The 23991-nt window shown below is 65.0% G+C and carries 24 protein-coding genes; 16 read left to right on the top strand and 8 right to left on the bottom strand.

Annotated elements, in window-relative coordinates:
* Positions 1 to 17 precede the first annotated feature (17 nt).
* Complete coding sequence (locus tag RAD10_RS10175) at positions 18 to 1304, top strand: MFS transporter (RefSeq protein WP_461617337.1); 1287 nt, start codon at positions 18 to 20, stop codon at positions 1302 to 1304.
* A gap of 68 nt (positions 1305 to 1372) precedes the next feature.
* Here RAD10_RS10175 and RAD10_RS10170 read toward each other — a convergent pair whose 3' ends face one another.
* The 4 genes from RAD10_RS10170 to fixL all read right to left on the bottom strand — a co-directional run bounded on the left by RAD10_RS10170 (position 1373) and on the right by fixL (position 4809).
* Positions 1373 to 2071: a helix-turn-helix domain-containing protein gene (locus tag RAD10_RS10170; protein WP_461617336.1), complete on the bottom strand. Its 699-nt coding sequence runs from the start codon at positions 2069 to 2071 to the stop codon at positions 1373 to 1375.
* Positions 2072 to 2174: 103 nt separating this feature from the next.
* On the bottom strand, positions 2175 to 2597 hold the full coding sequence (locus RAD10_RS10165) for a response regulator (protein ID WP_461617335.1): 423 nt from the start codon (positions 2595 to 2597) through the stop codon (positions 2175 to 2177).
* 59 nt (positions 2598 to 2656) lie between these two features.
* Positions 2657 to 3274 carry a response regulator FixJ gene (gene fixJ, locus RAD10_RS10160; RefSeq protein ID WP_461617334.1) on the bottom strand — a complete coding sequence of 206 codons (618 nt, stop codon included), beginning with the start codon at positions 3272 to 3274 and terminating at the stop codon, positions 2657 to 2659.
* A gap of 17 nt (positions 3275 to 3291) precedes the next feature.
* Positions 3292 to 4809 (bottom strand): sensor protein FixL, encoded by a 1518-nt coding sequence (gene fixL / locus RAD10_RS10155; RefSeq protein WP_461617333.1) that lies wholly within the window; start codon positions 4807 to 4809, stop codon positions 3292 to 3294.
* 209 nt (positions 4810 to 5018) lie between these two features.
* On the opposite strand from fixL, the gene RAD10_RS10150 reads away from it, so the two are divergent.
* The 10 genes from RAD10_RS10150 (at position 5019) to ccoS (ending at position 14451) form a co-directional block, all read left to right on the top strand.
* The gene (locus RAD10_RS10150) at positions 5019 to 5852 is read left to right on the top strand and encodes a universal stress protein (protein WP_461617332.1); all 834 of its coding nucleotides are present in this window, start codon (positions 5019 to 5021) and stop codon (positions 5850 to 5852) included.
* Positions 5853 to 5886: 34 nt separating this feature from the next.
* Positions 5887 to 6312, top strand: coding sequence for a CBS domain-containing protein (locus RAD10_RS10145; protein WP_461617331.1), 426 nt, complete (start codon positions 5887 to 5889; stop codon positions 6310 to 6312).
* Between the two features lie 222 nt (positions 6313 to 6534).
* Positions 6535 to 8184 (top strand): cytochrome-c oxidase, cbb3-type subunit I, encoded by a 1650-nt coding sequence (ccoN, locus tag RAD10_RS10140; protein WP_461617330.1) that lies wholly within the window; start codon positions 6535 to 6537, stop codon positions 8182 to 8184.
* 11 nt (positions 8185 to 8195) lie between these two features.
* Complete coding sequence (ccoO, locus tag RAD10_RS10135) at positions 8196 to 8930, top strand: cytochrome-c oxidase, cbb3-type subunit II (RefSeq protein ID WP_018322741.1); 735 nt, start codon at positions 8196 to 8198, stop codon at positions 8928 to 8930.
* 13 nt (positions 8931 to 8943) lie between these two features.
* Positions 8944 to 9108 (top strand): cbb3-type cytochrome oxidase subunit 3, encoded by a 165-nt coding sequence (locus RAD10_RS10130; RefSeq protein ID WP_018322742.1) that lies wholly within the window; start codon positions 8944 to 8946, stop codon positions 9106 to 9108.
* A gap of 6 nt (positions 9109 to 9114) precedes the next feature.
* The gene (gene ccoP, locus RAD10_RS10125; protein ID WP_461617329.1) at positions 9115 to 9990 is read left to right on the top strand and encodes a cytochrome-c oxidase, cbb3-type subunit III; all 876 of its coding nucleotides are present in this window, start codon (positions 9115 to 9117) and stop codon (positions 9988 to 9990) included.
* A 112-nt stretch (positions 9991 to 10102) separates the two neighbouring features.
* On the top strand, positions 10103 to 11569 hold the full coding sequence (gene ccoG / locus RAD10_RS10120) for a cytochrome c oxidase accessory protein CcoG (RefSeq protein ID WP_461617328.1): 1467 nt from the start codon (positions 10103 to 10105) through the stop codon (positions 11567 to 11569).
* 19 nt (positions 11570 to 11588) lie between these two features.
* Positions 11589 to 12080, top strand: coding sequence for a FixH family protein (locus RAD10_RS10115; RefSeq protein ID WP_461617327.1), 492 nt, complete (start codon positions 11589 to 11591; stop codon positions 12078 to 12080).
* 11 nt (positions 12081 to 12091) lie between these two features.
* Positions 12092 to 14284: a cation-translocating P-type ATPase gene (locus RAD10_RS10110; protein WP_461617326.1), complete on the top strand. Its 2193-nt coding sequence runs from the start codon at positions 12092 to 12094 to the stop codon at positions 14282 to 14284.
* On the top strand, positions 14284 to 14451 hold the full coding sequence (gene ccoS / locus RAD10_RS10105; protein ID WP_008550618.1) for a cbb3-type cytochrome oxidase assembly protein CcoS: 168 nt from the start codon (positions 14284 to 14286) through the stop codon (positions 14449 to 14451). Before RAD10_RS10110 ends, ccoS begins: the two co-directional genes overlap by 1 nt.
* On the opposite strand, the gene RAD10_RS10100 is transcribed toward ccoS, so the two are convergent.
* Together RAD10_RS10100 and RAD10_RS10095 are read right to left on the bottom strand one after the other, a co-directional pair.
* Positions 14448 to 15650: an MFS transporter gene (locus RAD10_RS10100; RefSeq protein ID WP_461617325.1), complete on the bottom strand. Its 1203-nt coding sequence runs from the start codon at positions 15648 to 15650 to the stop codon at positions 14448 to 14450. The two genes, ccoS and RAD10_RS10100, sit on opposite strands and share 4 nt — an antisense overlap.
* 90 nt (positions 15651 to 15740) lie before the next feature.
* The gene (locus RAD10_RS10095) at positions 15741 to 16223 is read right to left on the bottom strand and encodes a cupin domain-containing protein (protein WP_461617503.1); all 483 of its coding nucleotides are present in this window, start codon (positions 16221 to 16223) and stop codon (positions 15741 to 15743) included.
* A 236-nt stretch (positions 16224 to 16459) separates the two neighbouring features.
* On the opposite strand from RAD10_RS10095, the gene RAD10_RS10090 reads away from it, so the two are divergent.
* Both RAD10_RS10090 and RAD10_RS10085 read left to right on the top strand, forming a co-directional pair.
* Entirely contained in the window at positions 16460 to 16744 is a 285-nt protein-coding gene (locus RAD10_RS10090; protein ID WP_461617324.1) for a hypothetical protein, read from the top strand.
* Positions 16745 to 16817: 73 nt separating this feature from the next.
* On the top strand, positions 16818 to 17534 hold the full coding sequence (locus tag RAD10_RS10085) for a peroxiredoxin-like family protein (RefSeq protein ID WP_461617323.1): 717 nt from the start codon (positions 16818 to 16820) through the stop codon (positions 17532 to 17534).
* A gap of 17 nt (positions 17535 to 17551) precedes the next feature.
* Here the strand turns inward: RAD10_RS10085 and RAD10_RS10080 are convergent, their stop codons facing one another.
* Positions 17552 to 18433 (bottom strand): LysR family transcriptional regulator, encoded by an 882-nt coding sequence (locus RAD10_RS10080; RefSeq protein ID WP_461617322.1) that lies wholly within the window; start codon positions 18431 to 18433, stop codon positions 17552 to 17554.
* A gap of 201 nt (positions 18434 to 18634) precedes the next feature.
* Between RAD10_RS10080 and RAD10_RS10075 the strand changes: the two genes are divergently transcribed.
* Together RAD10_RS10075 and RAD10_RS10070 are read left to right on the top strand one after the other, a co-directional pair.
* Positions 18635 to 19771: a DUF3734 domain-containing protein gene (locus RAD10_RS10075; RefSeq protein WP_461617321.1), complete on the top strand. Its 1137-nt coding sequence runs from the start codon at positions 18635 to 18637 to the stop codon at positions 19769 to 19771.
* A 91-nt stretch (positions 19772 to 19862) separates the two neighbouring features.
* Positions 19863 to 20807, top strand: coding sequence for an oxygenase MpaB family protein (locus tag RAD10_RS10070; RefSeq protein WP_461617320.1), 945 nt, complete (start codon positions 19863 to 19865; stop codon positions 20805 to 20807).
* 284 nt (positions 20808 to 21091) lie between these two features.
* On the opposite strand, the gene glgA is transcribed toward RAD10_RS10070, so the two are convergent.
* A complete protein-coding gene (gene glgA / locus RAD10_RS10065; protein ID WP_461617319.1) occupies positions 21092 to 22507 on the bottom strand; it encodes a glycogen synthase GlgA in 1416 nt (471 codons plus the stop codon).
* A gap of 191 nt (positions 22508 to 22698) precedes the next feature.
* Here glgA and RAD10_RS10060 point away from each other — a divergent pair, with 191 nt between their 5' ends.
* The gene (locus tag RAD10_RS10060; protein WP_461617318.1) at positions 22699 to 23895 is read left to right on the top strand and encodes a CaiB/BaiF CoA transferase family protein; all 1197 of its coding nucleotides are present in this window, start codon (positions 22699 to 22701) and stop codon (positions 23893 to 23895) included.
* The last annotated feature ends 96 nt before the right edge of the window (positions 23896 to 23991 follow it).

The raw sequence follows: 23991 nt of genomic DNA, 5'->3' as shown, positions 1-23991 counted from the left end.
GGGAGGGCTGACCGCCTGTGCTGTTGTCGAGGAAGCCGAACCATGCAGATCGTGACGGCCGCGCCGAGCAGGACAAGGTCGCCGCGCCATCGGCCGCGGGCATTCCTGCGCCGTCGCGCCAGAGCCTGCGCGGCCTGGACTGGTTCATCTTCTTCCTCGCCGACGTGCAGACCGGATTCGGTCCCTTCATCGCGGTCTATCTGACGACCCAGAAATGGACCCAGGTCGAGATCGGCCTCGTGCTGTCGATCGGCGGTATCGTCGCCTTGATCGGGCAGATGCCGGGCGGGGCGATCATCGATGCCGCGAAATCGGAGCGGCTGGTCGCCGCCCTCGCGATCGCAACCATCGGCGCTTGCGCGCTGGCCTATGCCGCGATGCCGATCTTTCCCGTGGTGGTGGCCGCAGCCACCTTGCACGCGGCGGCGAGCTGCGTGCTGGGGCCTGCGATTGCGGCGATCAGTCTTGGTCTGGTCGGCCCATTCGCGATCGGCGAGCGGCTCGGCCGCAACGCGCGCTTTGCCTCGCTCGGCAACGGCGTTGCCGCGGCGGTGATGGGCACCGCGGGCTATCTGCTGTCGAGCCGCTCGGTCTTCCTGGTCACCTTCCTGCTCGCGATCCCCACCCTGATCGCGCTCTCGCGCATCCGCGAGAACGAGGTCGACATCGCCCGCTGTCATGGCGAGATGCCGCGCGAATCGGCGGATCGCGGCGACACCAACATCTGGCACCTGATCCGGCAGCGCCCGCTCATCGTCTTCGCGCTCAGCGTGCTGCTGCTGCAACTCGCGAACGCCTCGATGATGCCGCTGATGGCGAGCGCTGTGACGGCGCGGTCCGCCCAATGGGCGACGGTGCTGGTCGCCTTTTGCATCGTCGTTCCGCAAGCGATCGTGGCGCTGCTGTCGCCGACGGTCGGTCGCAAGGCGCAAGCGTGGGGCCGGCGGCCGTTGCTGCTGATCGGTTTCGGTGCGCTGGCTATTCGCGGCCTGTTGTTTGCGACCGTGCGTGATCCGTATCTGCTGGTCGCAGTGCAGGTGTTCGACGGCCTCACTGCAGCGGTGTTCGCGGTGATGATTCCGCTGATCGTGGCCGACGTCGCCTTCGGCAGCGGACATTTCAATCTGGCCCAAGGGATCGTCGGCACCGCAACCGGCATCGGCGCGTCGCTGAGCACGGTGCTCGGCGGCTATGTCAGCGACAAGTTCGGCAATGCGACCGCCTTCATCGGGCTGTCCGGCGTTGCCGCGACCGGGCTCTTGCTGATTCTTTTCGTGATGCCGGAGACGCGGCGCACGGCATGACTCGAGGCCCAAAGAAAATGGCCGGCCGAAACGCGTTCGGCCGGCCAAGTGGGTAGGGAGGAGGAAGATCAGGCGTCGAGATGTTGCAGGCGCTGGCGGTTGCGCAGCACGATCTGGCGGGCGCCGGAGAAGCCCAGAATGCCCTGGGCGTGAAGCTGCGACAGCGCGCGCGACACGGTTTCGAGGGTGAGGCCGAGATAGTCGCCGATGTCGCGGCGGCACATCGGCAGCGCCATCATGCCGGCAACGGCGAGGCGGCGGTCCATTTCGAGCAGGAAGGTCGCAACGCGCTCCATCGCGGTCTTGCGGCCTAGCAGTAGCATGTGGTCCTCGGCATGGCGCAGCTCGGAGGCGGTCATCGCCCAGAGCTTGCGGGCAACCTGGACGTCGGTGCCTGCGGCCTTATCGAGGCTGGCGCGCTTCACGAGGCGCACGGTGGTGTCGATGATGGCTTCGGCAGCAAGGCGGTGAGCGGGACCGGATTCGAGGCCGAACACGTCGCCGGGAAGATGGAAGGCGCCTATCTGGCGGCGGCCGTCGGACAGGAGCTTGTAGCTGCTCACTGCGCCGGACACGACCTGGTAGACATATTCGGCCGGCTCGTCCTCGCCATAGATCTCTTCGTCCTTGCGGTAGGAGAACTCGGTGGCGACGAGGCCGACATGGCCGGTGATGGCGCCGAACTGGTCGGTAACGGGATGGCCTGGGGCGATCTTGCCAACAATCTGGGTGTTGATCGCCTGGGTGTTGAGGGTCTGGGTGAGCATCTGCGCCATCTCCGTTGTGATGACGCTTTGGTACGCGGTATCGGGGGCTTCGAAAATTTCGAGCGATATCTTAAGGGGGTCTACCTACGTAGAATCCCGTAGGTCACGCGCGATGGCGCTCCTGGATGGCCCGGCGGATGCGCTTGATCAGGTTTTCGTCGAGAAGCGGCTTCAAAACCACGTCTTTGACGCCCGCCGCAGCCGCCCGGGTCGAGATGTTCTCGTCCGGATAGCCGGTGATCAGGATCACGGGGGCGCCGCGGTCGGCCTCGCGCAGGCGGCCCGCAAGCTCGATGCCGTTGATGTCGGGCATCTTGTAGTCGATCACGTAGCAGTCCGCCCCGCGCGCGCCGCCGGCGTTGAGCAGCGCGGTGCCGCTCCTGAAGGTCCGCACGGCAAAGCCGTCGGTTTCCAGCAGGAATTGCAGGGAGCCCAGCACGGCGGCATCGTCGTCGACCACGTAGACGGTGGGCCTTGCCGGTGACGCCATAGGGAGCCGTTGAGGGTGCGAGCCGATCTCGATCATGCAGCCTTGGCTAGCACAGCCATGCAGAGCGATCTTGACTTGCCTCAATCCGGTTTGCCTCAATCGTTGAGCATGCCGGCGCGCATTGCGAGGCGGACCAGCTCCGACAGGCTGTTGGCCTGCATCTTGGTCATGACGTTGGCGCGGTAGACCTCGATGGTGCGCGGGCTGATGTCGTATTCGCGGGCGATCAGCTTGTTGGACAGGCCTGCGATCAGCCCTTCCATGACCTGGCGCTCCCGGGGGCTCAAGGAGGCGACGCGGGCGGCGATGTCCTGCGTGACGGCCTCGCTCTTAGCGGCGGGCTCGGCCTGGCGGATCGCCGTCTCGATCATGGTGGTGAGGCGATCGTCCTCGAACGGCTTTTCCAGGAAGTCGACCGCGCCCAGCTTCATCGCCTCGACCGCGAGCGGCACGTCGCCGTGACCGGTCATGATCAGGATCGGAAACGGGCTTTGCTGCGCCTTCATCCGCTTGAGCAGCTCGATCCCGTCGAGTCCCGGCATGCGCACGTCGGAGACGACGCAGCCGAAGGCGAGGCCGGGCAGGGCGTCGAGGAAGCTCTGCGCATTGTCGAACAGCGTGACGCCGAAGCCGGCGGAATCCAGCAGGAAGTTCAGCGAATCCCGCATCGCCGCATCGTCGTCGATGACGTAGATATGTCCCTTGGTGGTCATGAATCGGTTCTCGTCAGTCAGTTCTCGGCGGTCGCCGGCAAGGTGAAGCGGAATGTCGCGCCGCCCGATGCATTGCCCTCGGCCCACATGCGGCCGCCGTGAGCCTCGATGATCGAGCGGCTGATGGACAGTCCCACGCCCATGCCGGTTTCCTTGGTGGTGAAGAAGGTCTGAAACAGGTTTGGAATGACGTCGCCCTGGAAGCCGGAGCCGGTGTCGGAGACCTCCACCTCGATCATGTCGTCGGCGACGCGGGTGTTGGCGACGACGAGCTCGCGGCGCGGCGACTGCGCCATCGCCTCCAGCGCGTTGCGGAACAGATTGACCAGCACCTGCTGGATCTGCACCCGGTCGGCGAGGACGAGATCGGCGTCGGGATCGAGGCTGAAGCGGAGCTGCACGTTCTGCTCGCGCGCGCCGGCGAGCCCGAGCGCGCCGGCCTCCTCGATCAGCTTGGACAGGCTCCCGACCCGCTTCTCCGACTCGCCGCGGGAGACGAAGTCGCGCAGGCGCCGGATGATCTGGCCGGCGCGCAAGGCCTGCTCCGCCGCGCGATCCAGCGCGCTTTCGATCTTCGGCGTGTTCGCGTCGGTGCTGCCGGCGAGCAGCCGCCGCGATCCCTTCATGTAGTTGCTGATCGCGGCCAGCGGCTGATTGAGCTCGTGGGCGAGCGCGGAGGCCATTTCGCCCATCGCGGTCAGTCGCGAGACGTGGACGAGCTCGGATTGCAATTCCTGGAGCCGGGCCTGGGTCTGCTGGTGCTCGGTGAGGTCGCGGACAAATCCGGTGAAATAGGGCTCGCCGGCGGATTCCATCTCGCCGATCGACAGGTGCATCGGAAAGGTCGTGCCGTCGCGGCGCTTGCCGGTCACGATGCGGCCGATGCCGATGATGTGCGGATCGTTCGTGGAGCGGTAGCGGGCGATGTAGCCGTCGTGGCGGGTGCGATCAGGCTCCGGCATCAGAATGCTGACGTTCTGACCGATCGCCTCGTGCTCGGACCAGCCGAACAGGCGCTCCGCAGCCGTGCTGAACAGCTGCATGATGCCGTGGCCGTCGATGACGATCATGGCGTCGGGAATAGTATGGAGAATCGAGCGGAGGTGGGTCTCGCGCGTGCGCAGCGCCTCCTCGACCTGCTTTTCCTCGTCGATGTCGAGAAAGATGCCGCTGAGATGACGGGCGACACCGACCTCGTCCCTGATCAGTCCGGCGCGGGCCCTGATCCATTTGCCCCGGTCGGCCTTGCCGGAGATCCTGAAAGAGACGTCAAAGCCGCCGCCATGTTCGGCAACCTGTTTGATCGCGGTCTCGACGCGCGCGCGGTCCTCGGGCTCGAGCCGCGACAGGAAGAGGTCGTAGCTCGCCGGCTGGCCACGCTCGATACCGAGCAGCGTCCTCGCGGTTTCCGACCACTCCAGTTCTTGCGTCGAGAGGTCGAGATCCCAGGTGCCGACGCCGAATCCCTCGATCCGGACCCGGAAATGCTCGCCGCGACCATCGTCTGGCGGATGCGTTACTCGGGTCGGCGACAATCGGTTGCTCCTCTTTTCTCCTGCGACGAGCGTGGCGCCGCGAACATGGCGGTAATTTCGCCTAAGGCCGGGCCGGAGGCAAGTTCGGATGTCTGATTCCATTGGCGGATTTGCCGCAACTCGCCAGGCGGCGATTTGATCTACCTCATCCTGCCCGGTCACGGCGAGGCTAGATTTCGCACCAGTTCATTGCCGTTCGGAGATTCCCGATGACATATGCGACCGTGATGGTCAGCCTCGCGCTGGATCAGCCCAACCAAGCGCGTCTTCAGGTTGCGGGCGAGCTCGCCGAACGATACGAGGCCACGCTCGTCGGGGTTGCCGCAGCCCGGTTCGCGCCGCCGCTTTATTTCACCGACGGTGCGGAGGCCCAGCGCCTGATCGATCAGGAGGAGGCCTCAGTCAAGCGGTGTCTGGGCGATCTGGAGGCGGAATTCCGCGCCGCGACCCAGACTCGCGGCGGGCGCGTGGAATGGCGCTGCGCCACGGATTTTCCCACGCGGTTCGTCCCGGCTCAGGCGCGCTGCGCCGACATCATCGTCAGCGGCGGGCAGAGTCCGGCCTTCTCCGATGCCTTTTCGCTCGCAAGCCCCAGGGACTTGGTGATGCAGGTAGGCCGACCGCTGCTGGTGGTGCCTGATCGAATCAACTGGCTCGATCTGCGGAATGTGCTGGTGGCGTGGAAGGACACGCCGGAGGCGCGGCGGGCGGTGGCCGATGCGCTTCCGATGCTGCGCAAGGCAAGAGACGTCACCATCGCCACAATTCCGGAGGACGACGACGACCGTTCCGTCGTGATGGCCGGCGTCACCGACGTCGCCGCCTGGCTCGCCCGCCACGGCGTCACCGCGGCCGCGCGCGTCTGCGAAGGCGCCCGGAACGAAACCGCCGCCGCGCAATTGGAGAAAGTCGCCGGCGACGTCGATGCCGGCCTGATCGTTGCGGGCGCCTATGGTCATTCGAGGTTTCGTGAACTGATCCTTGGAGGCGTCACCCAATATCTGGTCACGCAGACCGCCCGCAGCGTGCTGCTGTCGCACTGACGGCCGGCCAGAATCGAATCGAGGAGGACGCGCCGTGTACAGATTTCTTGAACAGACCGTCGACGGCTACATGACGCGCAACGTCAAGGCGGTGCAGCGCGACCGTGACCTGCTCGAGCTCAGCGAGATGTTCGAGGCCGACGATTTCAACTCCTATCCGGTCGAGGACGACGGGCAGGTGGTCGGTATCGTCACCAAATTCGACATCCTGAAGTGCTTCGCCTTCACGCCGAGCCAGATGCTGCCCCGCTATCACGACCTGATGAGCCGCAAGATCGGCGACGTCATGACGCCCGAGTTCATCTATGTCAGCCCCGACACGCGGCTGACGCGCGTGCTCCAGATCATGGTGGAGCACCGCATCAGGAGCATCATCGTGCTCGACGGTGCGCAGAAGCTGGTCGGAATCATCGCCCGCGAGGACGTCATCGCGGCGCTGAAGGCGACGGCGCGCGACTGACGGACTATCCCTGATCGATTTCATTGTCGCCTCCGTGATTGTACGGAGGCTGTTCCCGTTTGCGCGTCACGCCGGGCCGGCCTGCTCGCGTGTCGAGATTTCAGGGGAACCAAAAGGATCATCGCCGGCTACGGAGAACTTAAATGCCTGTCTTGATTTCAATCAATTCCGAGTGAGGGTGGATGTGGTTTCTGGCGCTGTGTTCTTTCAGAGAGAATCCGCATGAGCCAGCCCTCCATTTCCAAATCCATGACCATCGGTGAAAGCGGCCTGGCTGTCGTGTTCGCAGTCACCGCCTTCCTCTGCGTGATCGCCTCGGCCAAGGCGCTCGATGCGCCGTTCGCCTTCCACGCCGCGCTCAGCGCGGCGGCGAGCCTTGCCGCAGTGTTCGTCATCGTCAACCGCTACCTCGACCGTCCGATGGCGCTGCCGCCACAGGAGATCAACGGGCGCCCGAACTACAACATGGGCCCGATCAAATTCTCCTCCTTCATGGCGATGTTCTGGGGCATTGCCGGCTTCCTCGTCGGCCTCCTCATCGCCTCGCAACTGGCCTGGCCCGCGCTGAACTTCGATCTGCCCTGGACCAGCTTCGGCCGCCTGCGGCCGCTGCACACCTCCGCCGTGATCTTCGCCTTCGGCGGCAACGTGCTGATCGCGACCTCCTTCTACGTGGTGCAGAAGTCCTGCCGCGCGCGCCTCGCCGGCGACCTCGCGCCGTGGTTCGTCGTGGTGGGCTACAATTTCTTCATTCTGATCGCCGGCACCGGCTATCTGCTCGGCGTCACCCAGTCGAAGGAATATGCCGAGCCGGAATGGTATGCCGATTTGTGGCTGACCATCGTCTGGGTCGTCTATCTGCTCGTCTTCCTTGCCACCGTCATCAAGCGCAAGGAGCCGCATATCTTCGTCGCGAACTGGTTCTATCTCGCCTTCATCGTGACGATCGCGGTGCTGCATCTCGGCAACAACCCCGCGCTTCCCGTCTCGGTGTTCGGCTCAAAGTCCTACGTCGCCTGGGGCGGCATCCAGGACGCCATGTTCCAGTGGTGGTACGGCCACAACGCGGTCGGCTTCTTCCTGACCGCCGGCTTCCTCGCCATCATGTACTACTTCATTCCGAAGCGCGCCGAGCGGCCGATCTATTCCTACCGGCTGTCGATCATCCACTTCTGGGCGCTGATCTTCCTCTACATCTGGGCAGGTCCCCACCATCTGCACTACACGGCGTTGCCGGACTGGACGCAGACGCTGGGCATGACCTTCTCGATCATGCTGTGGATGCCCTCCTGGGGCGGCATGATCAACGGCCTGATGACGCTGTCGGGTGCCTGGGACAAGCTGCGCACCGACCCCGTGCTGCGCATGCTCGTGGTCTCCGTCGCCTTTTACGGCATGTCGACCTTCGAAGGCCCGATGATGTCGATCAAGGTGGTCAACTCGCTCAGCCACTACACCGACTGGACCATCGGCCACGTGCACTCCGGCGCGCTCGGCTGGGTCGGCTTCGTGTCCTTCGGCGCGCTCTACTGCCTGGTGCCGTGGGCCTGGAATCGCAAGGGGCTGTACAGCCTGAAGCTCGTCAACTGGCACTTCTGGGTCGCGACCCTCGGCATCGTCCTCTACATCTCGGCGATGTGGGTGTCCGGCATCCTCCAGGGCCTGATGTGGCGCGCCTACACCTCGCTCGGCTTCCTCGAATATTCTTTCATCGAGACCGTCGAGGCGATGCATCCCTTCTACATCATCCGCGCCGCCGGCGGCGGGCTGTTCCTGATCGGCTCGTTGATCATGGCCTATAACCTCTGGATGACCGTTCGCGTCGGCGAGGCGGAAGTCCAGATGCCCGTCGCTCTTCAGCCGGCGGAATGAGGAGCTCCACCATGTCGTTCTGGACACGCCACCAAATCTTCGAAAAGAACTCGATCATCCTGATCGTCGGCATTCTGCTGGTGATCGCGATCGGCGGGCTCGTCGAGATCACCCCGCTGTTCTACCTCAAGAGCACGATCGAGAAGGTCGACGGGGTCAGGCCCTACACGCCGCTGGAGCTGGCGGGCCGCAACGTCTACGTTCGCGAGGGCTGCTATCTCTGCCACTCGCAGATGGTCCGCCCGCTGCGCGACGAGGTCGAGCGCTACGGCCACTTCTCGCTCGCCGCCGAGAGCATGTACGACCATCCGTTCCAGTGGGGCTCGAAGCGCACCGGTCCCGACCTTGCCCGCGTCGGCGCAAAGTATTCCGACGACTGGCACGTCACCCATCTGACCAATCCGCGCGCGATCGTGCCGCAGTCGGTGATGCCGGGCTATCCGTTCCTCAGCCAGACCGAGGTCGACCCGGACACGATCGCCGACCACATGCGCACGCTGAAGGCCGTCGGCACGCCTTACACGGACGACCAGATCGCCAACGCGGGCGCCGACATGAAGGCCCAGGCCGACCCGGACAATTCCGGCGGCGATGCCTTCAACAAGCGCTACGCCAAGGCCGTCGTGCGCAATTTCGACGGCAAGGCCGGCACGCCGACCGAGATGGACGCGCTGGTCGCGTACCTGCAGATGCTCGGCACGCTGGTCGACTTCAAGATCTACAACGAGAAAGCCAATCTTCGCTAAGAAGGCATGAACGATGAAAGCTATCCTGTCAGTCCATAATCTAGCGTCCGAACTCGTGACGACGATCTGGACCCCGGTGTTCGTCGCGATCTTTCTCGCGATCATCGCCTACGCATTTTGGCCCCGTAACAAGGCTGTCTTCGACGAAGCAGCGCACCTGCCGTTGCGGGAGGAGTGAGAGACCATGACCGATCATCATAGCGACATCGATTCCGTCTCCGGCAAGTCCACGACCGGGCACGAGTGGGACGGTATCAAGGAGCTCAACACACCGCTGCCGCGCTGGTGGGTGATCTCGTTCTACCTCACCATCATCTGGTCGATCGGCTACTGGATCGTCTATCCGGCCTGGCCGCTGATCCAAGGCAATACTACGGGCATGTTCGGCTACTCCTCGCGCGCCGACGTCGCGGTCGAGCTCGCCAACCTCGAGAAGATCCGCGGTGACAAGATGGCGGCGCTGGGCGCAGCCTCGCTCGCCGACATCGAGAAGGACCCGGCCTTGCTGGCGCTCGCCCGCGCCAAGGGAAAGACCGTGTTCGGCGACAATTGCGCGCCTTGCCACGGCTCCGGCGCGGCCGGCGCCAAGGGCTATCCGAACCTGAACGACGACGACTGGCTGTGGGGCGGCACGCTCGACCAGATCATGCAGACCATCCAATTCGGCGCGCGCTCCGGTCATGCCAAGACCCATGAGGGCCAGATGCTCGCCTTCGGCAAGGACGGCGTGCTGAAGAGCGACGAGATCGTCACGGTTGCCAATTACGTGCGGTCGCTGTCGGGCCTTTCGACCCGCAACGGCTTTGATGCCGCCAAGGGTGAGAAGATCTTCGCGGAAAATTGCGTCGCCTGCCACGGCGACGGCGGCAAGGGCAACCAGGAGATGGGCGCCCCGAACCTGACCGACAAGATCTGGCTCTATGGCTCGGATGAGGCGGCTCTGATCGAGACCATCGGCCAGGGCCGTGCCGGTGTCATGCCAGCCTGGGAAGGGCGGCTCGATCCCGCCACCATCAAGGCAATGGCGGTCTACGTCCATTCGCTGGGCGGTGGAAAATAGCAGATCTCGCTGCAGACGGGGGTGAACAAAAATGCCCCCGTTTGCGCTGGATCAACTGACGCGGCGGTGTCGGGTCTAGGTTCAATCGCACCGTTTCGAGAAGCTCCAGGCGATGAACAAGACCGTGAACCCCAAAGACCTCACATCGGAAGATGACGTCGGGCCGCTCTACGCAGCCCACAAGAAGGTATATCCCCAGAGCGTCAACGGCACCTTCCGCCGGATCAAATGGGGCCTGATGGCGTTCTGCCTCGGCGTCTATTATTTCCTGCCCTTCGTGCGCTGGAATCGCGGCCTCGGCGCCCCCAGCCAGGCGGTGCTGATCGATCTTCCCAACAGCCGCTTCTATTTCTTCTTCATCGAGCTGTGGCCGCAGGAGGTCTACTACTTCACCGGCCTCTTGATCGTCGCCGCGGTGGCGCTGTTCCTGATGAATTCCATCGGCGGCCGCATCTGGTGCGGCTATCTCTGCCCGCAGACCGTCTGGACCGACCTGTTCTATGCCGTCGAACGCCTGATCGAGGGCGACCGGCGGGAGCGCATGAAGAAGGATGCGTCGTCCGATCCGATGAAGCTCGAGCGCATCTCCGAGATCGTGCTCAAGCATTCGATCTGGCTGCTGATCGCCTGGTGGACCGGCGGCGCCTGGGTGCTCTATTTCAACGACGCGCCGACCCTGGTGAAGGAGCTCGTCACCTTCCAGGGGCCGATGATCGCCTATATCTGGATCGGCATCCTCACCGCGACGACCTATGTGCTCGCCGGCTACATGCGCGAGCAGGTCTGCACCTATATGTGCCCGTGGCCGCGCATCCAGGCCGCGCTGACCGACGAATGGGCGCTCAACGTCACCTACCGCTATGACCGCGGCGAGAAGCGTACGTCGGTCAAGAAGGCCGCCGAACTGCGCGCGCTCGGCCAGCAGGTCGGCGATTGCGTCGATTGCTACCAGTGCGTCGCGGTCTGCCCGACCGGCATCGACATTCGCAACGGACCGCAGATGGAATGCATCCAGTGCGGCCTCTGCATCGACGCCTGCGACAACGTGATGACCAAGATCGGCCGGCCGAAGCGGCTGATCGGCTACGACAACGACATCAACATCCATCGCCGCCAGGAAGGCAAGGCGCCGATCTACCGCATCGTCCGCTCCCGCACCATCGTCTACAGCGCGATCATCGCGGCGATCGGCGGCTTCATGGTCTACACGCTGGCGACGCGCAGCCTGCTCGACGTCAACGTGCTGCACGATCGCAATCCGGTCGCGGTCAAGCTCAGCGATGGCTCGATCCGCAACGCCTACACGGTGCGGCTGCTGAACAAGAGCGGCTATGACCGCGTCATCGCGATCGACGCGAACGGCCCGGCCAACGCGACTATCCACGTCATCGGCGTCGATTCCGTGACGCCTGATAGGCCGATGATCGTGATCCCGCGCGACTCCACCAGCGAGCTGCGGCTGCTCGTCACCGCGCCGGCCGAGGTCAATCCGGAGAAGTCCGTTCCCGTCCGTTTCCACGTCACCGATATCGGGCTCGGCGAGGTCGCTTCCGCCACCGACAATTTCGTCTCGCCTTGAGAAAATTCTGGAGTTAGCCATGGCATCCGCCCCGAAGACGCTGACTGGAACGAAAGTCTTCCTGATGCTGGTCGCTTTCTTCGGCCTCGTGATCGGCGTCAACGTCACCATGATGAAGCTCGCGATCGCGACGCTGCCCGGCACCGAGGTCGACAGCCCCTATGCCGCGGGCCTGACCTACGATCGCGAGATCTCGGCAGCGCACGACCAGACCGCGCGTAAATGGAAAGTCAACGCCCATATCGAGCGCCGCAACGACGGCGGTGCCGTGCTTCAGGTCGAAGCACGCGATGCCGGCGGCCAGCCGATCGCCGGACTGAAATTCGGCGGCCGGCTGGAGCGGCCGACCGACAAGCGCGCCGATCTCGCCGTCGAGCTCACCGAAGCCGGCATCGGCCTCTATCGCGGCAATGCCGCCTCCGTCGCGCCCGGGCAATGGGATCTGGTGATCGAGGGCGAGGCGCGGGGGACGCGCGTGTTCCTGTCGCGTAATCGCGTGATCCTGAACTGAAGGACTTCGACATGCACGTCACGCGGGATTTCTCGCACTACGTCCGGGCCGCGGGCGAGGGCGTCCAGCACATCGATCTCGCGGTCGAAGGCGTTCACTGCGCCGGCTGCATGGCCAAGATCGAACGGGGGCTGTCCGCCATTCCCGATGTCACCCTGGCGCGCGTCAACCTCACCGACCGCCGCGTCGCCCTGGAATGGAAGGCGGGCACGCTCGACCCCGGCCGATTCATCGATCGCCTCGAGGAACTCGGCTACAAGGCCTATCCATTCGAGACCGAGAGCGCGGAAGCGTCCGAGGTCGCCGAATCGCGCTTCCTGCTGCGCTGCCTCGGTGTCGCAGCGTTCGCCACCATGAACGTGATGATGCTGTCGATCCCGGTGTGGTCGGGCAACGTCTCGGACATGCTGCCCGAGCAGCGCGACTTCTTCCACTGGCTGTCGGCGCTGATCGCATTGCCGGCGGCGGCCTATGCCGGCCAGCCGTTCTTCCGCTCGGCCTGGCGTGCGCTGTCGGCGAAGACGACGAATATGGATGTGCCGATCTCGATCGGCGTGATCTTGGCGCTCGGCATGTCCGTGGTGGAGACCATCCACCACGCCGAGCACGCCTATTTCGACGCGGCGATCATGCTGCTGACCTTCCTTTTGGTAGGCCGCTTCCTCGACCAGAACATGCGGCGACGGACCCGCGCGGTCGCCGGCAATCTTGCCGCGCTGAAGGCGGAGACTGCCGCGAAGTTCGTCGGGCCCGATGAGATCTCGCACGTGCCGGTCGCCGCGATCCATCCCGGCGACATCGTGCTGCTCAGGCCCGGCGAGCGCTGTGCGGTCGACGGCACCGTGATCGAGGGTCGCTCCGAGATCGACCAGAGCCTGATCACCGGCGAGACGCTCTACGTCACGGCCGAGCAGGGCACGCCGGTCTATGCGGGCTCCATGAACATCTCCGGCACGCTGCGGGTGCGGGTTTCGGCTGCGTCCGAGGCGACGCTGCTCGCCGAGATCACGCGGCTGCTCGACAACGCGCTGCAGGCGCGCTCGCGCTACATGCGGCTCGCCGACCGCGCCTCGCGGCTCTATGCGCCGGTGGTGCATGCGACCGCGTTCATCACCATTCTGGGCTGGGTCATCGCAGGAGCGTCCTGGCACGATGCGATCGTGACCGGTGTCGCCGTGCTGATTATTACCTGCCCGTGCGCGCTCGGGCTCGCCATTCCCACTGTGCAGACGGTGGCCTCGGGCGCGATGTTCAAGGCCGGCGTCCTGCTCAATTCCGGCGATGCCATCGAACGGCTGGCGGAAGCCGACCACATCATTTTTGACAAGACCGGGACGCTGACGCTGCCCGATCTCGAAGTGACGAACGCGGCCGACATTCCCGCTGATATCTTCGCGCTTGCCGGCCGGCTGGCGCTGTCGAGCCATCATCCGGTCGCCGCCGCGGTCGCGCAGGCTGCCGGAGCGAGATCACCCGTTGTCGGTGCGGTCGAGGAGGCCGGGCAGGGCGTTCGTGCTGTGGTCGACGGCATCGAGCTTCGTCTTGGCCGTCCGTCCTTCTGCGGTGCCGAGGCGCTGGTTGCGGACGCCACCCGTCTCGACCCCGAGGCCTCGATCGTGGCGTTCAGCAAGGGCAGCGAGAAGTTCATCCTCTCGGTCCGCCAGGGCCTGCGTCCGGATGCGCAGGCTGTGATCGCGGCGTTGAAGCCCCGCAACATCGGCATCGAGATTCTCTCCGGCGATCGGGAGCCGGCAGTGATCGCGGCGGCCCATGCGCTGGGCATCGCGGAATGGCGTGCCGGCGTCACGCCGGCCGACAAGATCGCGCGGATCGAGGAATTGAAGCAGCGCGGCGCCAAGGTGCTGATGGTCGGCGACGGCATGAACGACGCGCCTTCGCTCGCGGCAGCCCATGTTTCGATGTCCCCGATCTCGGCCGCGCATCTGAGCCAGGCCACCGCCGATCTCGTCTTCCTCGGCCGGCCGCTGGCTCCGGTCGTCGCGGCTATCGACGCGTCGCGCAAGGCGCTGCATTTGATGCGGCAGAACCTCTGGCTTGCGATCGGCTACAATGTGCTCGCCGTGCCGGTTGCGATCAGCGGTGTAGTGACGCCCCTGATCGCTGCTGCGGCCATGAGCGGATCCTCGATCCTGGTCATGCTGAATTCGCTGCGGGCGCGCAGCACCTCGCGGGAGATCGCGTGATGGAAATCCTGGTCATCCTGGTCCCGCTGGCGCTGATGCTCGGAGGTGCCGGTCTCGTCGCCTTTCTCTGGTCGCTCCGGAGCGGCCAGTACGACGATCTCGACGGTGCCGCCTGGCGCGCCATCGCCGACGACGAGCCGCCGCAGGAGGCGCCGGCCAAGCGCTAGCGCTTCAAGTTCAGCGCGAGCAGGCCAGCGGCCGCAAGGGCTATGCCCACGCCGGTCACGCAAGCGTGCCAGCCGAAGGCATCGAACAGGCGGCCGAGCACGGCTGTGCCGACGAGTCCCCCGCAGAAATAGCACGCAAGGTAGGTGCCGCTGGCGACGCCACGGTTCTCAGTCGCGGTCTGCCCGACGAAGCCCGTGGCTACCGCCTGTGCAAAGAAGGTCCCGACCGCGACCAGCACCATTCCGGTGAGCACTTCAGGCAGCCGCGCAGTCAGCATCAGCGGCAGCCCGATGCCGGCAACGGCGAGCGAGCCCCAGATCGTCGGGCGTGCTCCGATGCGTGAGGCAACCCGCCCCGCCAGCAAGGTCGTGACGACCGAGGGCAGGAACACCAGATAGACAAGGCCAAGATCCATCATGCCGAGCGACAGCGGCGGTCGGACCAGAACGAAATTGACGAAAGTGAAGGTGCCGATGAAGGCGAACAGGATGCAGAAGCCGATGCCGAAGGCCGCGCGCAATCGCGGATTGCGCCAATGCGCGATGGTGGCTTTGAGCGGCGAAGCAGTCGGCATCATCGCATGCATCGGCTGCACGCGTCGAATCGTGAAATAGACCAGCACCGCGCCGGCCAGATTGAGCGCTGCGAACAGATAGAAATTCCAGGCGAGGCCCAGGCCGTCGGCAATTGCGGCCGAGATCAGCCGGCCGACGAGATTGCTCGCGACATTACCGGTGATGTAGGCGGCAAACGCGCCGCCTGCATCCATCGCGCTGCATTGCTCGCCGAGATGAGCCAGTGTCAGCGCGAAGGCCGAGGCCATGCACAGGCCCTGCGCGACGCGCAGGGCGGTGAAGACGGCGAGATTTGGCGCGATCGCCAGCAGGCCGGTCGGGAGCGCGAGCAGCATCAGGCTGAGCAGGATGCCGGTCCGGCGGTCGATATGCGGGCTAAGAAAGCCAATCACGAGGCTAGCTGTGGCCATGCCGAATGTGCTGGCGTTGACGGCAAAGCTCATCGACGCCGGCGTGACGCCGTAATGGCGCGTCAGCGAGGGCAGGATCGCTTGCGTTGCAAAGAGATCGACAACGGTCAGGAACGCGGTCAGGCCGATGACGAGCGAGCGCAGCCCGAGACCCGGCGAGTGCGCCTCCATCGTCATCGCGGCCGGTTTGATCGGCGCGGAAAGATCGGTCATGGCGATTGTCCTGTGGGGATGCGGCGCCCGAAGTGGGGAGTTCCGGGCGCCACATCTCGTAACGAGTGCGCTGGGGCTGGAATGTGCTCGTTACATGTGGTGGTCGTTGGGATCCTTGCGGACGTCGCCGACATAGAGAATGACGGTGTCCTTGCCGAGGTTCTTCCACCAATGCGAGGTGCCGTGAACCTCGGGGCGGATGTCGCCGGCCTTGTGCACGATCGGATCGACGCAGTTGGAGGCGTATTCGACGATCTCGCCCTGCTGCACGAAAATGAGAGCGGGGCGGTCGTCATGACTGTGCCAGGGCACGATGCCGCCGGGCTCGATGGTCAGCTTGCGGAAGCGCAGCTCGCGGCCCTCGATATGCGCCGGCTGCTTGCCGAGGTCGATCGCGCCCAGCGTGACGTCGGTAACGCCGACGGGTTTGTAGTCGACCATCTGCTGGGCGTTCGGCTTGATCTTGCCCGCCGGACATTCCCCGGCAACGACCGGCTGCGCCGAGAGCGTCAGTGTGCCGACGATGGCAAGGCCCGGCCAGATCAGACGCGACAAAGCGTGGCTCTTGAACATGACGAGATCTCCTGTGTTGGCCGCGACCCCGCTGGTCGCCGGCGATGACGGAAGCTTCATCGAGATCGCGTCGATCCTGAAATGCCGGCTTGCTCTCGATGCGATAGCGGTGCGCTATGTTGATGCGCGGCGGCTATCGATCCGATTGGCCAACGGCATTTCCGCTTTCGCGGCATTCGGCGTCCGATGGCAAGGCGCCCGATGGTGGGCGTCCACATCAATCCGCAGGAGCCCCAATGCCGAAATTGTCCAGGACCCTGATCGCCGCCGCCGCGTTTGCGGTCATCGCCACCTCGGCCTTCTCGGAGGTCGCCTGGGACTTCAAGGCCGGCATGGCCTATGTCTATGGCGGACCCGGCAAGATGTCGGCGATGGCGATGGCCCCGGCCGAAAAGAACCACGAGGCGATGATGAAGAACGCCAAGAAGGTGCCCGACAACACCGTCTTCTTCATGAGCAACGGATCGCTGTACTCCACCTCGGGACGGCTCGATCCGACCGGAAATTTCTACGTGAATTGAACGGGCCCTGGCGGCCGCCCCTTGCGGGCGGCCGAACCGGGAAACTAATATTGGCCGAATGCCGGAGCAGAAGATGACAGCTCTCTCGCCAGCCGACGCCGAACAGCTCAGGCTTGCTTTCCAGCGCTGCCGCGACATGGATGGCACACTGAACGAACAGCTCCGCGCCTATGCTGATGCCAGCCGTGCGGTGTTTCCGGCCTATGGCGAGGCCGTCGATCGCCTGGTGGCGAGATTGGGCGGGAATGGCGGTGGCGAGGCCGCGCCACGCCCGGGCGATGCGATGCCGCCCTTCATGCTGCCGGACGAGTCCGGGCGTCTCGTTACGCTGCCTTCGCTGCTGGAGCGTGGCCCGCTCGCCGTGATGTTCTTTCGCGGCCACTGGTGTCCCTATTGCCGGCTCAATGTCCGCGCCGTGGTCCAGGCGCTCGACCGCATCACAGCCATGGGTGCGCAGATCATTGCGGTCATGCCGGAGACGCAGGAATTTACCCGCCAGCTCAAGGCTGAATCCGGCGCGCCGTTTCCGGTCCTGACCGATCTCGACAACGGCTATGCGCTGTCGCTCAATCTCGCGATCTGGCTCGGCGCCGAGATACAGGACCTGTTGTCCTATCAGGACATGGCGAAATTCCACGGCAATGACGGCTGGATGCTGCCGATCCCGGCCGTGTTCGTGGTCGGCCGCGACGGGATCGTGAAGGCCCGCTTCGTCGATCCCGATTTCCGCAAGCGCATGGAGATCGACGATCTGCTCGCGGCACTGGAGAGCGCGGGCAGGGAGAACTGAGCGCTCGCGACGCGGGCTTATCCTGCAATTTCCCGCCAGTCGGCACCGCGCAGCATGCGCATCACGGCGTTGGCCACCGCCGTGCGTTGCCGGCCGGCGACCCCGTAAAGGCTGACGGTGCGGCGGGCGTCCAGGCCGGCGACGGCGGCACGCGTCAGTGTCTGCGGCAGGGGCGAGCTGTGCGGCATCATGGCGACGCCGATGTCGGCCTCGACCAGCTCGATCAGGTCGCGCTCGCTCGAAATCTCGTGGCCATGCTCGATGCCGTGCTCGCGCAGGCTCGCGGAGATGCGGCGCGCGTGCTCGCAGAACGTCCGGTCCAACAGTTGCTCCGAGCGCAGATCGTCCAGTTCGATGCTGCCGCGGCCGGCCAGCCGATGTCCGTCGCCAACGACGAGCTCGAAGCTCTCGGTGAACAGCGGCCAGGCGTCGAGCCGTTCCCAGGCCTCATCGATCTCGGCGGCGACGCCGAGTTCGGCCTCACCTTTCTTCAGGAACTCGCCGACCTCGCGGCTCGTCCCGCGCAGGAAGCGGAATTCGAGCCGGTTGAACTGCCGCCTGATCTCGTTGAGATGCGGAATGAGCAATGCCAGATCGATCGAATGCGTCAGAGCGATACGGAGCGCGCCGACCTCTCCGCTCCGGAACGAGGAGGCGAGCGAGCGCGCGCCGGCGGCAGCGTCAAAACACTGCTTCAGGAGCGGATGCATGCGCTGGCCGAGCTCGGTCAGTTGCGCGGCCGGCCGCTCTCGGCGGAACAGATCCCCGCCAAGCTCGGCCTCGAGCTGCTTGATCGCGCGCGTCAGCGAGGGCTGCGTCACGTTGCACTCCTCGGCCGCGCGCGTGAAATTGAGCAGCTGCGCCACCGCGAGGAAATAGCGGACCTGGTGCATTTCCATGGATCGGCTCCCAGCGAAATCGACCTCAAATCTAGCCGATCGGAGCCGGAAATGACATCCCACGCGCGATAGCGCGGACGTATGGATTCGGAAGCCAACTGGCATTTCAAATGGTCCTGCGATCTCCTAAAACGATCGCGGGTAACAATGCCGCCGCGTCCGACGAAAATCCGGCCGGTGCAGGCTCACCAGGAGCGAACGATGAACGGCATGAAGGGTAAAGGTGCAGATATCCCAGGTCAGGTCGTGCTGGTGCTTCAGGGCGGTGGTGCGCTCGGCTCCTATCAGGCGGGCGTCTACCAGGCGCTGCACGAGGCCGGAATAGAGCCGGACTGGGTCATCGGCACCTCGATCGGCGCCATCAATGCGAGCCTGATTGCCGGCAACGTGCCGGAGCAACGGCTTGCGCGCCTGAAGGAATTCTGGAAGCGGATGGAACAGACCCCGGTCTGGACCCTGGGCGGTGCCTTTCCCGACTTCAACGACAGGCTCGCTTACTGGTCGACCGTCACCGGCGGCATTCGCGGCTTCTTCCAGCCCAATCCCCTGGCGCATGCGGGCGATGCCTATCCGCTCGGTGCCGACAACGCGGGCTATTATTCGACCGCGCCGCTGGAGAAGACTCTGAGCGAGCTGGTCGATTTCGATCTCGCCAATCGCCGCGCCCCGCGCCTGACGGTCGGTGCGGCTCATGTCGGCACCAGTGAAATGCGCTATTTCGACAGTCGCAACAGTGAACTGACGGTGAAGCATGTGATGGCGTCGGGCGCGCTGCCGCCGGCTTTCCCGGCGGTGCGCATCGACGGCGAGCTCTATTGGGACGGCGGCATCCTGTCGAACACGCCGACGGAAGCGGTGTTCGACGACAATCCACGCAGGGATTCGCTGATCTTCTCCGTGCATTTGTGGAATCCCGTCGGGGCCGAGCCGAACACGATTGGGGAGGTCCTGAACCGGCACAAGGATGTGCAATATTCCAGCCGCATTTCGAGCCAGATTGCGCGCCAGCAGCAGGCCCATCGCCTGCGCCATGTCATCAACCAGCTCGCGGCACGGCTTCCGGAGAGCGTGCGCAGCGATCCTGCGGTGAGAGAGTTGATGAGCTATGGCTGTCCGACCCGCATGCATGTGGTACGGCTGCTGGCGCCGCAGCTCGAGCGCGAGACCCATACCAAGGATATCGACTTCAGCCCGTCGGGAATCACGCGGCGCTGGCACGCTGGTTATGCGCACACGAAGTCGGTCCTGGCACGCAAGCCTTGGATCGGCGAATTCGATCCGCTTGCCGGCGTGGTGCTGCACGAGCATACGGACGAGATGCCGATTGCGGCGGAGTGAGGGCTTTGCGCGTTATTGTCTTGCGCAGTGACGATTTCCCGGGGGCGCGGTCTGGGCTATTGTTGTCGCGTCTTCGTCGCGAGGCTTGCAATTGGTCGCTGAAAAGGATCTCGAGGCAACGCTCGATCTGGTCCGCGCCAACGCGGCGGGACCGGTGGCGGGCGTGTTCGGTCCTGATACGCTGACCTGGCGGATCGACCGGGAGGCCGTCATCTTTCTCGGCGCCGGCCGCGCGTTGTTGCTGCAATTGGCGCATCCCTGGGTTGCCGCCGCCATCGCCGAGCATTCGAAAACCCTGGCCGATCCGATCGGCCGCTTCCATCGCACCTTCGACATCGTCTTTGCCATGGTGTTCGGCTCGCTCGACCGTGCCTTGCGCTCGTCCCGGCAGCTGCATCGGCGGCACAGCATGATCGTCGGAGAGATGCCCGAGACGGTCGGTCCCTTTGCGGCAGGCTCGCGCTACAGCGCCAACGATATCCCCTCGCTGCGTTGGGTCCATGCGACGCTGGTCGAGACGGCGCTGATGGCGCACGAGCTGGTTCTGCCGCCATTCTCGGTGGAGGAGCGCGAGCGCTACTGGACCGAGAGTCGAACGTTCGGTGCATTGTTCGGATTGACGGCGGATGATCTGCCCGCGGACTGGTCGGGCTTTACGGCCTACACGGCGGCTATGGCGCAGTCGGACACGCTGACCGTGAGCCCGGCGGCGCGCGAGATCGCGGCGCAGATTTTTAGCGGCGCGCGACCGTGGTTGCGGCCGCCACGATGGTATCGCGCGCTCACGGCGAGCCTGCTGTCGGAGCGCTTGCGCGCCGGCTTCGGGTTTGAGCTCGGCGAGCGGGAGGTCAGATCGGCCGACAACGCGCTGCGTTGGATCCGGCGCATCTATCCGACATTGCCGGACCGGCTGCGCTACGTCGGCCCCTACCAGGAAGCGCAGGCGCGCCTGCGGGGCGAGCCGCAGCCGGACTGGATGACGCGCTGCCTCAACAGGGCGTGGATCGGGCGGCCGCAGATGGATGTGCGTCGCTAAGCGCTTCCGGCGTGTCCCGGACAAGCCGCAACGCATAAGCGTTGCGGCGCAGAGCCGGGACCCAGAGGCCACGAGCTCCGCCGAGACATGGGCCCCGCCTCAGCAGCGCACCACGTCGCAAGCGCGACGCGCTGCGCTGCTTCCGGGGCACGAGAGGAGGCGCACACTTTTTCCGCACCGTCATTGCGAGGAGTGCTTGCGACCGAAGCAATCCAGACAGTCGCTGCGGAAGGATTCTGGATTGCTTCGCTGCGCTTGCAATGACGGAGAATGAGCGGCGCGCCTCACACCGATGCCAGCTTCCGGTAGAGCGCGCTGTAGGTCCCCGCCGAAATGCTCCAGGAGAACGATCGCCCCATGGCGCTGCGGCGCATGGTGTCGAGTTGGTCTTGCGCCATGAAGGCCGAGAAGGCGCGGCGGACACCGCCAAGGAAGGACTCGCGCGAGGGCCTCGAGAACAGGAAGCCGGTCTCGCCGTCGGTGATGGTTTCGGCAAGGCCGCCGGTCTGGTGACCGATCGGCAGCGAGCCGAAGCGCTGGGCGTACATCTGGCTGAGCCCGCACGGCTCGAAGCGGGAGGGCATCAGGGTGAAATCGCTGCCGGCGAAGATGCGGCGCGCCTGGGCTTCGTTGAAGCCGATCACCACCCCGATCGCGTCGGGGCGGCGGCGATGCGCGTCGATCAGGGCCTGCTCCAGCGCCGGCTCGCCGGAGCCGGTGACGACGATCTGCCCGCCGGCATCGACGATCTCATCGGCCGCCGACAGCACGAGGTCGATGCCCTTCTGATGGACGAGGCGCGCGACGATGCCGAACATCGGGCCGCGCGACACCGCTAAGCCAAACTGCTTGCGGACGTAATCCGCATTGGCCCTCTTGCCGATCCAGTCGCCGGCGCCGAACTGCTGGGCGAGCTGGGCGCAGGAGCGCGGGTCCCAGCTCTCGTCGATGCCGTTGAGAATGCCGGTGAGCTCGGACGCGTCCGAACGCAGGCGGAGCAGGCCCTCCAGGCCGCAGCCGAATTCGGTCGTGGTGATCTCGCGCGCATAGGTGCCGCTGACGGTGGTGAGGTGCGAGGCGTAGACGAGGCCGGCCTTGAGGAAGGACAGCTGGTCGTAGAACTCGACGCCGTCGATGTGGAAAGAGCTTTCCGGTGCGCCGATCCGCCGCAGCGAGTCCTTCGGGAAGAGGCCCTGATAGGCGAGGTTGTGAATGGTCAGGATCGACGGCAGCTTGGAGCCGCGCCAGGCGAGATACGCCGGCACGAGCGAGGCCTGCCAGTCATTGGCATGGATCAGGTCTGCTGCCCAATTCTTGTCCAGCTTGCCCATGGCCAGCTCAGCGGCTGCCGAGGCAAAGCGCGCGAAGCGGATGTCGTTGTCGGGCCAGTCGCGCCCGGACTCGTCGCCATAGGGGTTGCCGGGCCGGTCGTAGAGTTGCGAGCAGAGCAACACGTAGACCGGCAGGCCGTCCTTGGTCGCTGCCCGTCCGAGCGAGCAGGCCGGCATCTCCGCGAAGGCCGGGCAGCGGCCAACGATCTGAATATGCGTGAGTTGCTCGATGATGTCGCGATAGCCGGGCAGCATGATCCGGATATCGGTAAAGGAGCGAAGGGCGCGGGGCAGCGCAGCGGACACGGCTCCAAGGCCGCCGACGCGGACGAAGTCGTCCATCTCCGTGGTGACGAACAAGACCCTCAAGAACAGCTGCCCTCTGTCGATCCCGTTCGATGCTATGCAAGAACGGGTCCAGTTGTCCGGGAATTCTTAAAGCCCACCCACGCGGCGCGTCGGTTCGGTAAACACTTTCCTACTCGGCCGCCGCCCTCTAGGGTCGCGCATCAACAACAGAGAACTTCGAGAGTTCCTAAGACCCAAGGACGTGAGCAGGCATGCAGCTAGCAGATAAGCATGAGGGGACGACGACAAAAGCCTTCGCAGGGCTCAGGGTCCTGGATTTTTCGACCACCATTGCCGGTCCTCACTGCGCGCGGATGCTTGCCGACATGGGCGCTGAGGTCATCAAGATCGAGACCGACGGCGGGGAGACGATGCGGACCCGGCCGCCGCTGCGCAAGGGATGCAGCACCGCGTTCGGCCAGCTCAATGTCGGCAAGAAGAGCGTCGTGCTCGACCTCAAGTCCGAGGATGGCAAGGAGGCGGTGCGCCGGCTGGCCGCGACATCAGACATCCTGGTCGAGAACTTTCGCCCCGGCGTGATGCACCGACTGCGGCTCGACTACGATAGGCTGCGCACCGTCAACCCGAGGCTGATCTACTGCTCGATCTCAGGCTACGGCCAGACCGGCCCCTCGGCCGAGCTGCCGGCTTATGCTCCGGTGATCCATGCGGCCTCCGGCTACGACATGGCGCATCTGGCCTACCAGCCGGGCCGCAATCGCCCTGATTATTGCGGCATCTATCACGCCGACGTGGTCACCGGCACCTATGGCTTCGGCGCGATTGCTTCGGCGCTCTATCAGCGGACCGTGACCGGCCTTGGCCAGCATATCGACGTCTCCATGCTGGAATCGATGCTGTCACTGACGCTGACCGAATTGCAGAGCGCACAATTCGCCGTGAAGCCGCCGCCGCGCCCGATGTTCGGCCCGACCGAGACGGCAAGCGGCTATGTCATGATCACGGTCGCCAGCGAGAAGACGTTCCAGGGATTGATGGGCGTGATCGGTCACCCCGAATGGATCTCCGATCCGCGCTTTGCGACCTATGCCGCGCGCCGCGAGAATTGGGCGGAGGTGATGGACGGCGTCGAGGCCTGGTCGCGGGAACTCACGACCGACGCGTGTCTCGCAGCGCTAGGGGCTGCCGGCGTGCCGGCGTCGGCCTATCGCACCGTGTCCGAGGCGCTGGCCGATCCGCAACTCGCTCACCGGCAGGCGCTCTCCGAGGTGCGGGACGAGGGCGGCTCCTTTCAGGTGCTCAACCTGCCATTCCGGATGTCGGGTGCCGATACCACGCCGGCCAAGACGATGGCCGTGCTCGGCGAGCATACGGATGCGCTGCGCGAGGAGATCAGCCTCGCCGATGATGCATCAATTCCGACAGGCAAAACTGCCGCGACAGGCTGAGCACCATTACGCCGCACGTGCGGCGTGTGATCTGTCGCGCGTTCCTCTTGCCGTGGCGAGCTTTTGTCGCCAATCTCGTCCCAGTCATTCAACGAT

This window comes from Bradyrhizobium sp. 23AC (assembly GCF_054863025.1).
This window is presented reverse-complemented; position numbering and strand designations above follow the sequence as displayed.

Coding starts and splice junctions, on each gene's coding strand:
- RAD10_RS10085 (WP_461617323.1), top strand. CDS start 16,818: ATGACAGCTCTCTCGCCAGCCGACGCCGAACAGCTCAGGCTTGCTTTC.
- fixJ (WP_461617334.1), bottom strand. CDS start 3,274: ATGACCACCAAGGGACATATCTACGTCATCGACGACGATGCGGCGATG.
- RAD10_RS10165 (WP_461617335.1), bottom strand. CDS start 2,597: ATGATCGAGATCGGCTCGCACCCTCAACGGCTCCCTATGGCGTCACCG.
- RAD10_RS10080 (WP_461617322.1), bottom strand. CDS start 18,433: ATGGAAATGCACCAGGTCCGCTATTTCCTCGCGGTGGCGCAGCTGCTC.
- RAD10_RS10075 (WP_461617321.1), top strand. CDS start 18,635: ATGAACGGCATGAAGGGTAAAGGTGCAGATATCCCAGGTCAGGTCGTG.
- RAD10_RS10170 (WP_461617336.1), bottom strand. CDS start 2,071: ATGCTCACCCAGACCCTCAACACCCAGGCGATCAACACCCAGATTGTT.
- ccoS (WP_008550618.1), top strand. CDS start 14,284: ATGGAAATCCTGGTCATCCTGGTCCCGCTGGCGCTGATGCTCGGAGGT.
- ccoG (WP_461617328.1), top strand. CDS start 10,103: ATGAACAAGACCGTGAACCCCAAAGACCTCACATCGGAAGATGACGTC.
- RAD10_RS10115 (WP_461617327.1), top strand. CDS start 11,589: ATGGCATCCGCCCCGAAGACGCTGACTGGAACGAAAGTCTTCCTGATG.
- RAD10_RS10095 (WP_461617503.1), bottom strand. CDS start 16,223: ATGTTCAAGAGCCACGCTTTGTCGCGTCTGATCTGGCCGGGCCTTGCC.
- RAD10_RS10060 (WP_461617318.1), top strand. CDS start 22,699: ATGCAGCTAGCAGATAAGCATGAGGGGACGACGACAAAAGCCTTCGCA.
- RAD10_RS10090 (WP_461617324.1), top strand. CDS start 16,460: ATGCCGAAATTGTCCAGGACCCTGATCGCCGCCGCCGCGTTTGCGGTC.
- RAD10_RS10150 (WP_461617332.1), top strand. CDS start 5,019: ATGACATATGCGACCGTGATGGTCAGCCTCGCGCTGGATCAGCCCAAC.
- RAD10_RS10110 (WP_461617326.1), top strand. CDS start 12,092: ATGCACGTCACGCGGGATTTCTCGCACTACGTCCGGGCCGCGGGCGAG.
- ccoN (WP_461617330.1), top strand. CDS start 6,535: ATGAGCCAGCCCTCCATTTCCAAATCCATGACCATCGGTGAAAGCGGC.
- ccoP (WP_461617329.1), top strand. CDS start 9,115: ATGACCGATCATCATAGCGACATCGATTCCGTCTCCGGCAAGTCCACG.
- ccoO (WP_018322741.1), top strand. CDS start 8,196: ATGTCGTTCTGGACACGCCACCAAATCTTCGAAAAGAACTCGATCATC.
- RAD10_RS10130 (WP_018322742.1), top strand. CDS start 8,944: ATGAAAGCTATCCTGTCAGTCCATAATCTAGCGTCCGAACTCGTGACG.
- RAD10_RS10100 (WP_461617325.1), bottom strand. CDS start 15,650: ATGACCGATCTTTCCGCGCCGATCAAACCGGCCGCGATGACGATGGAG.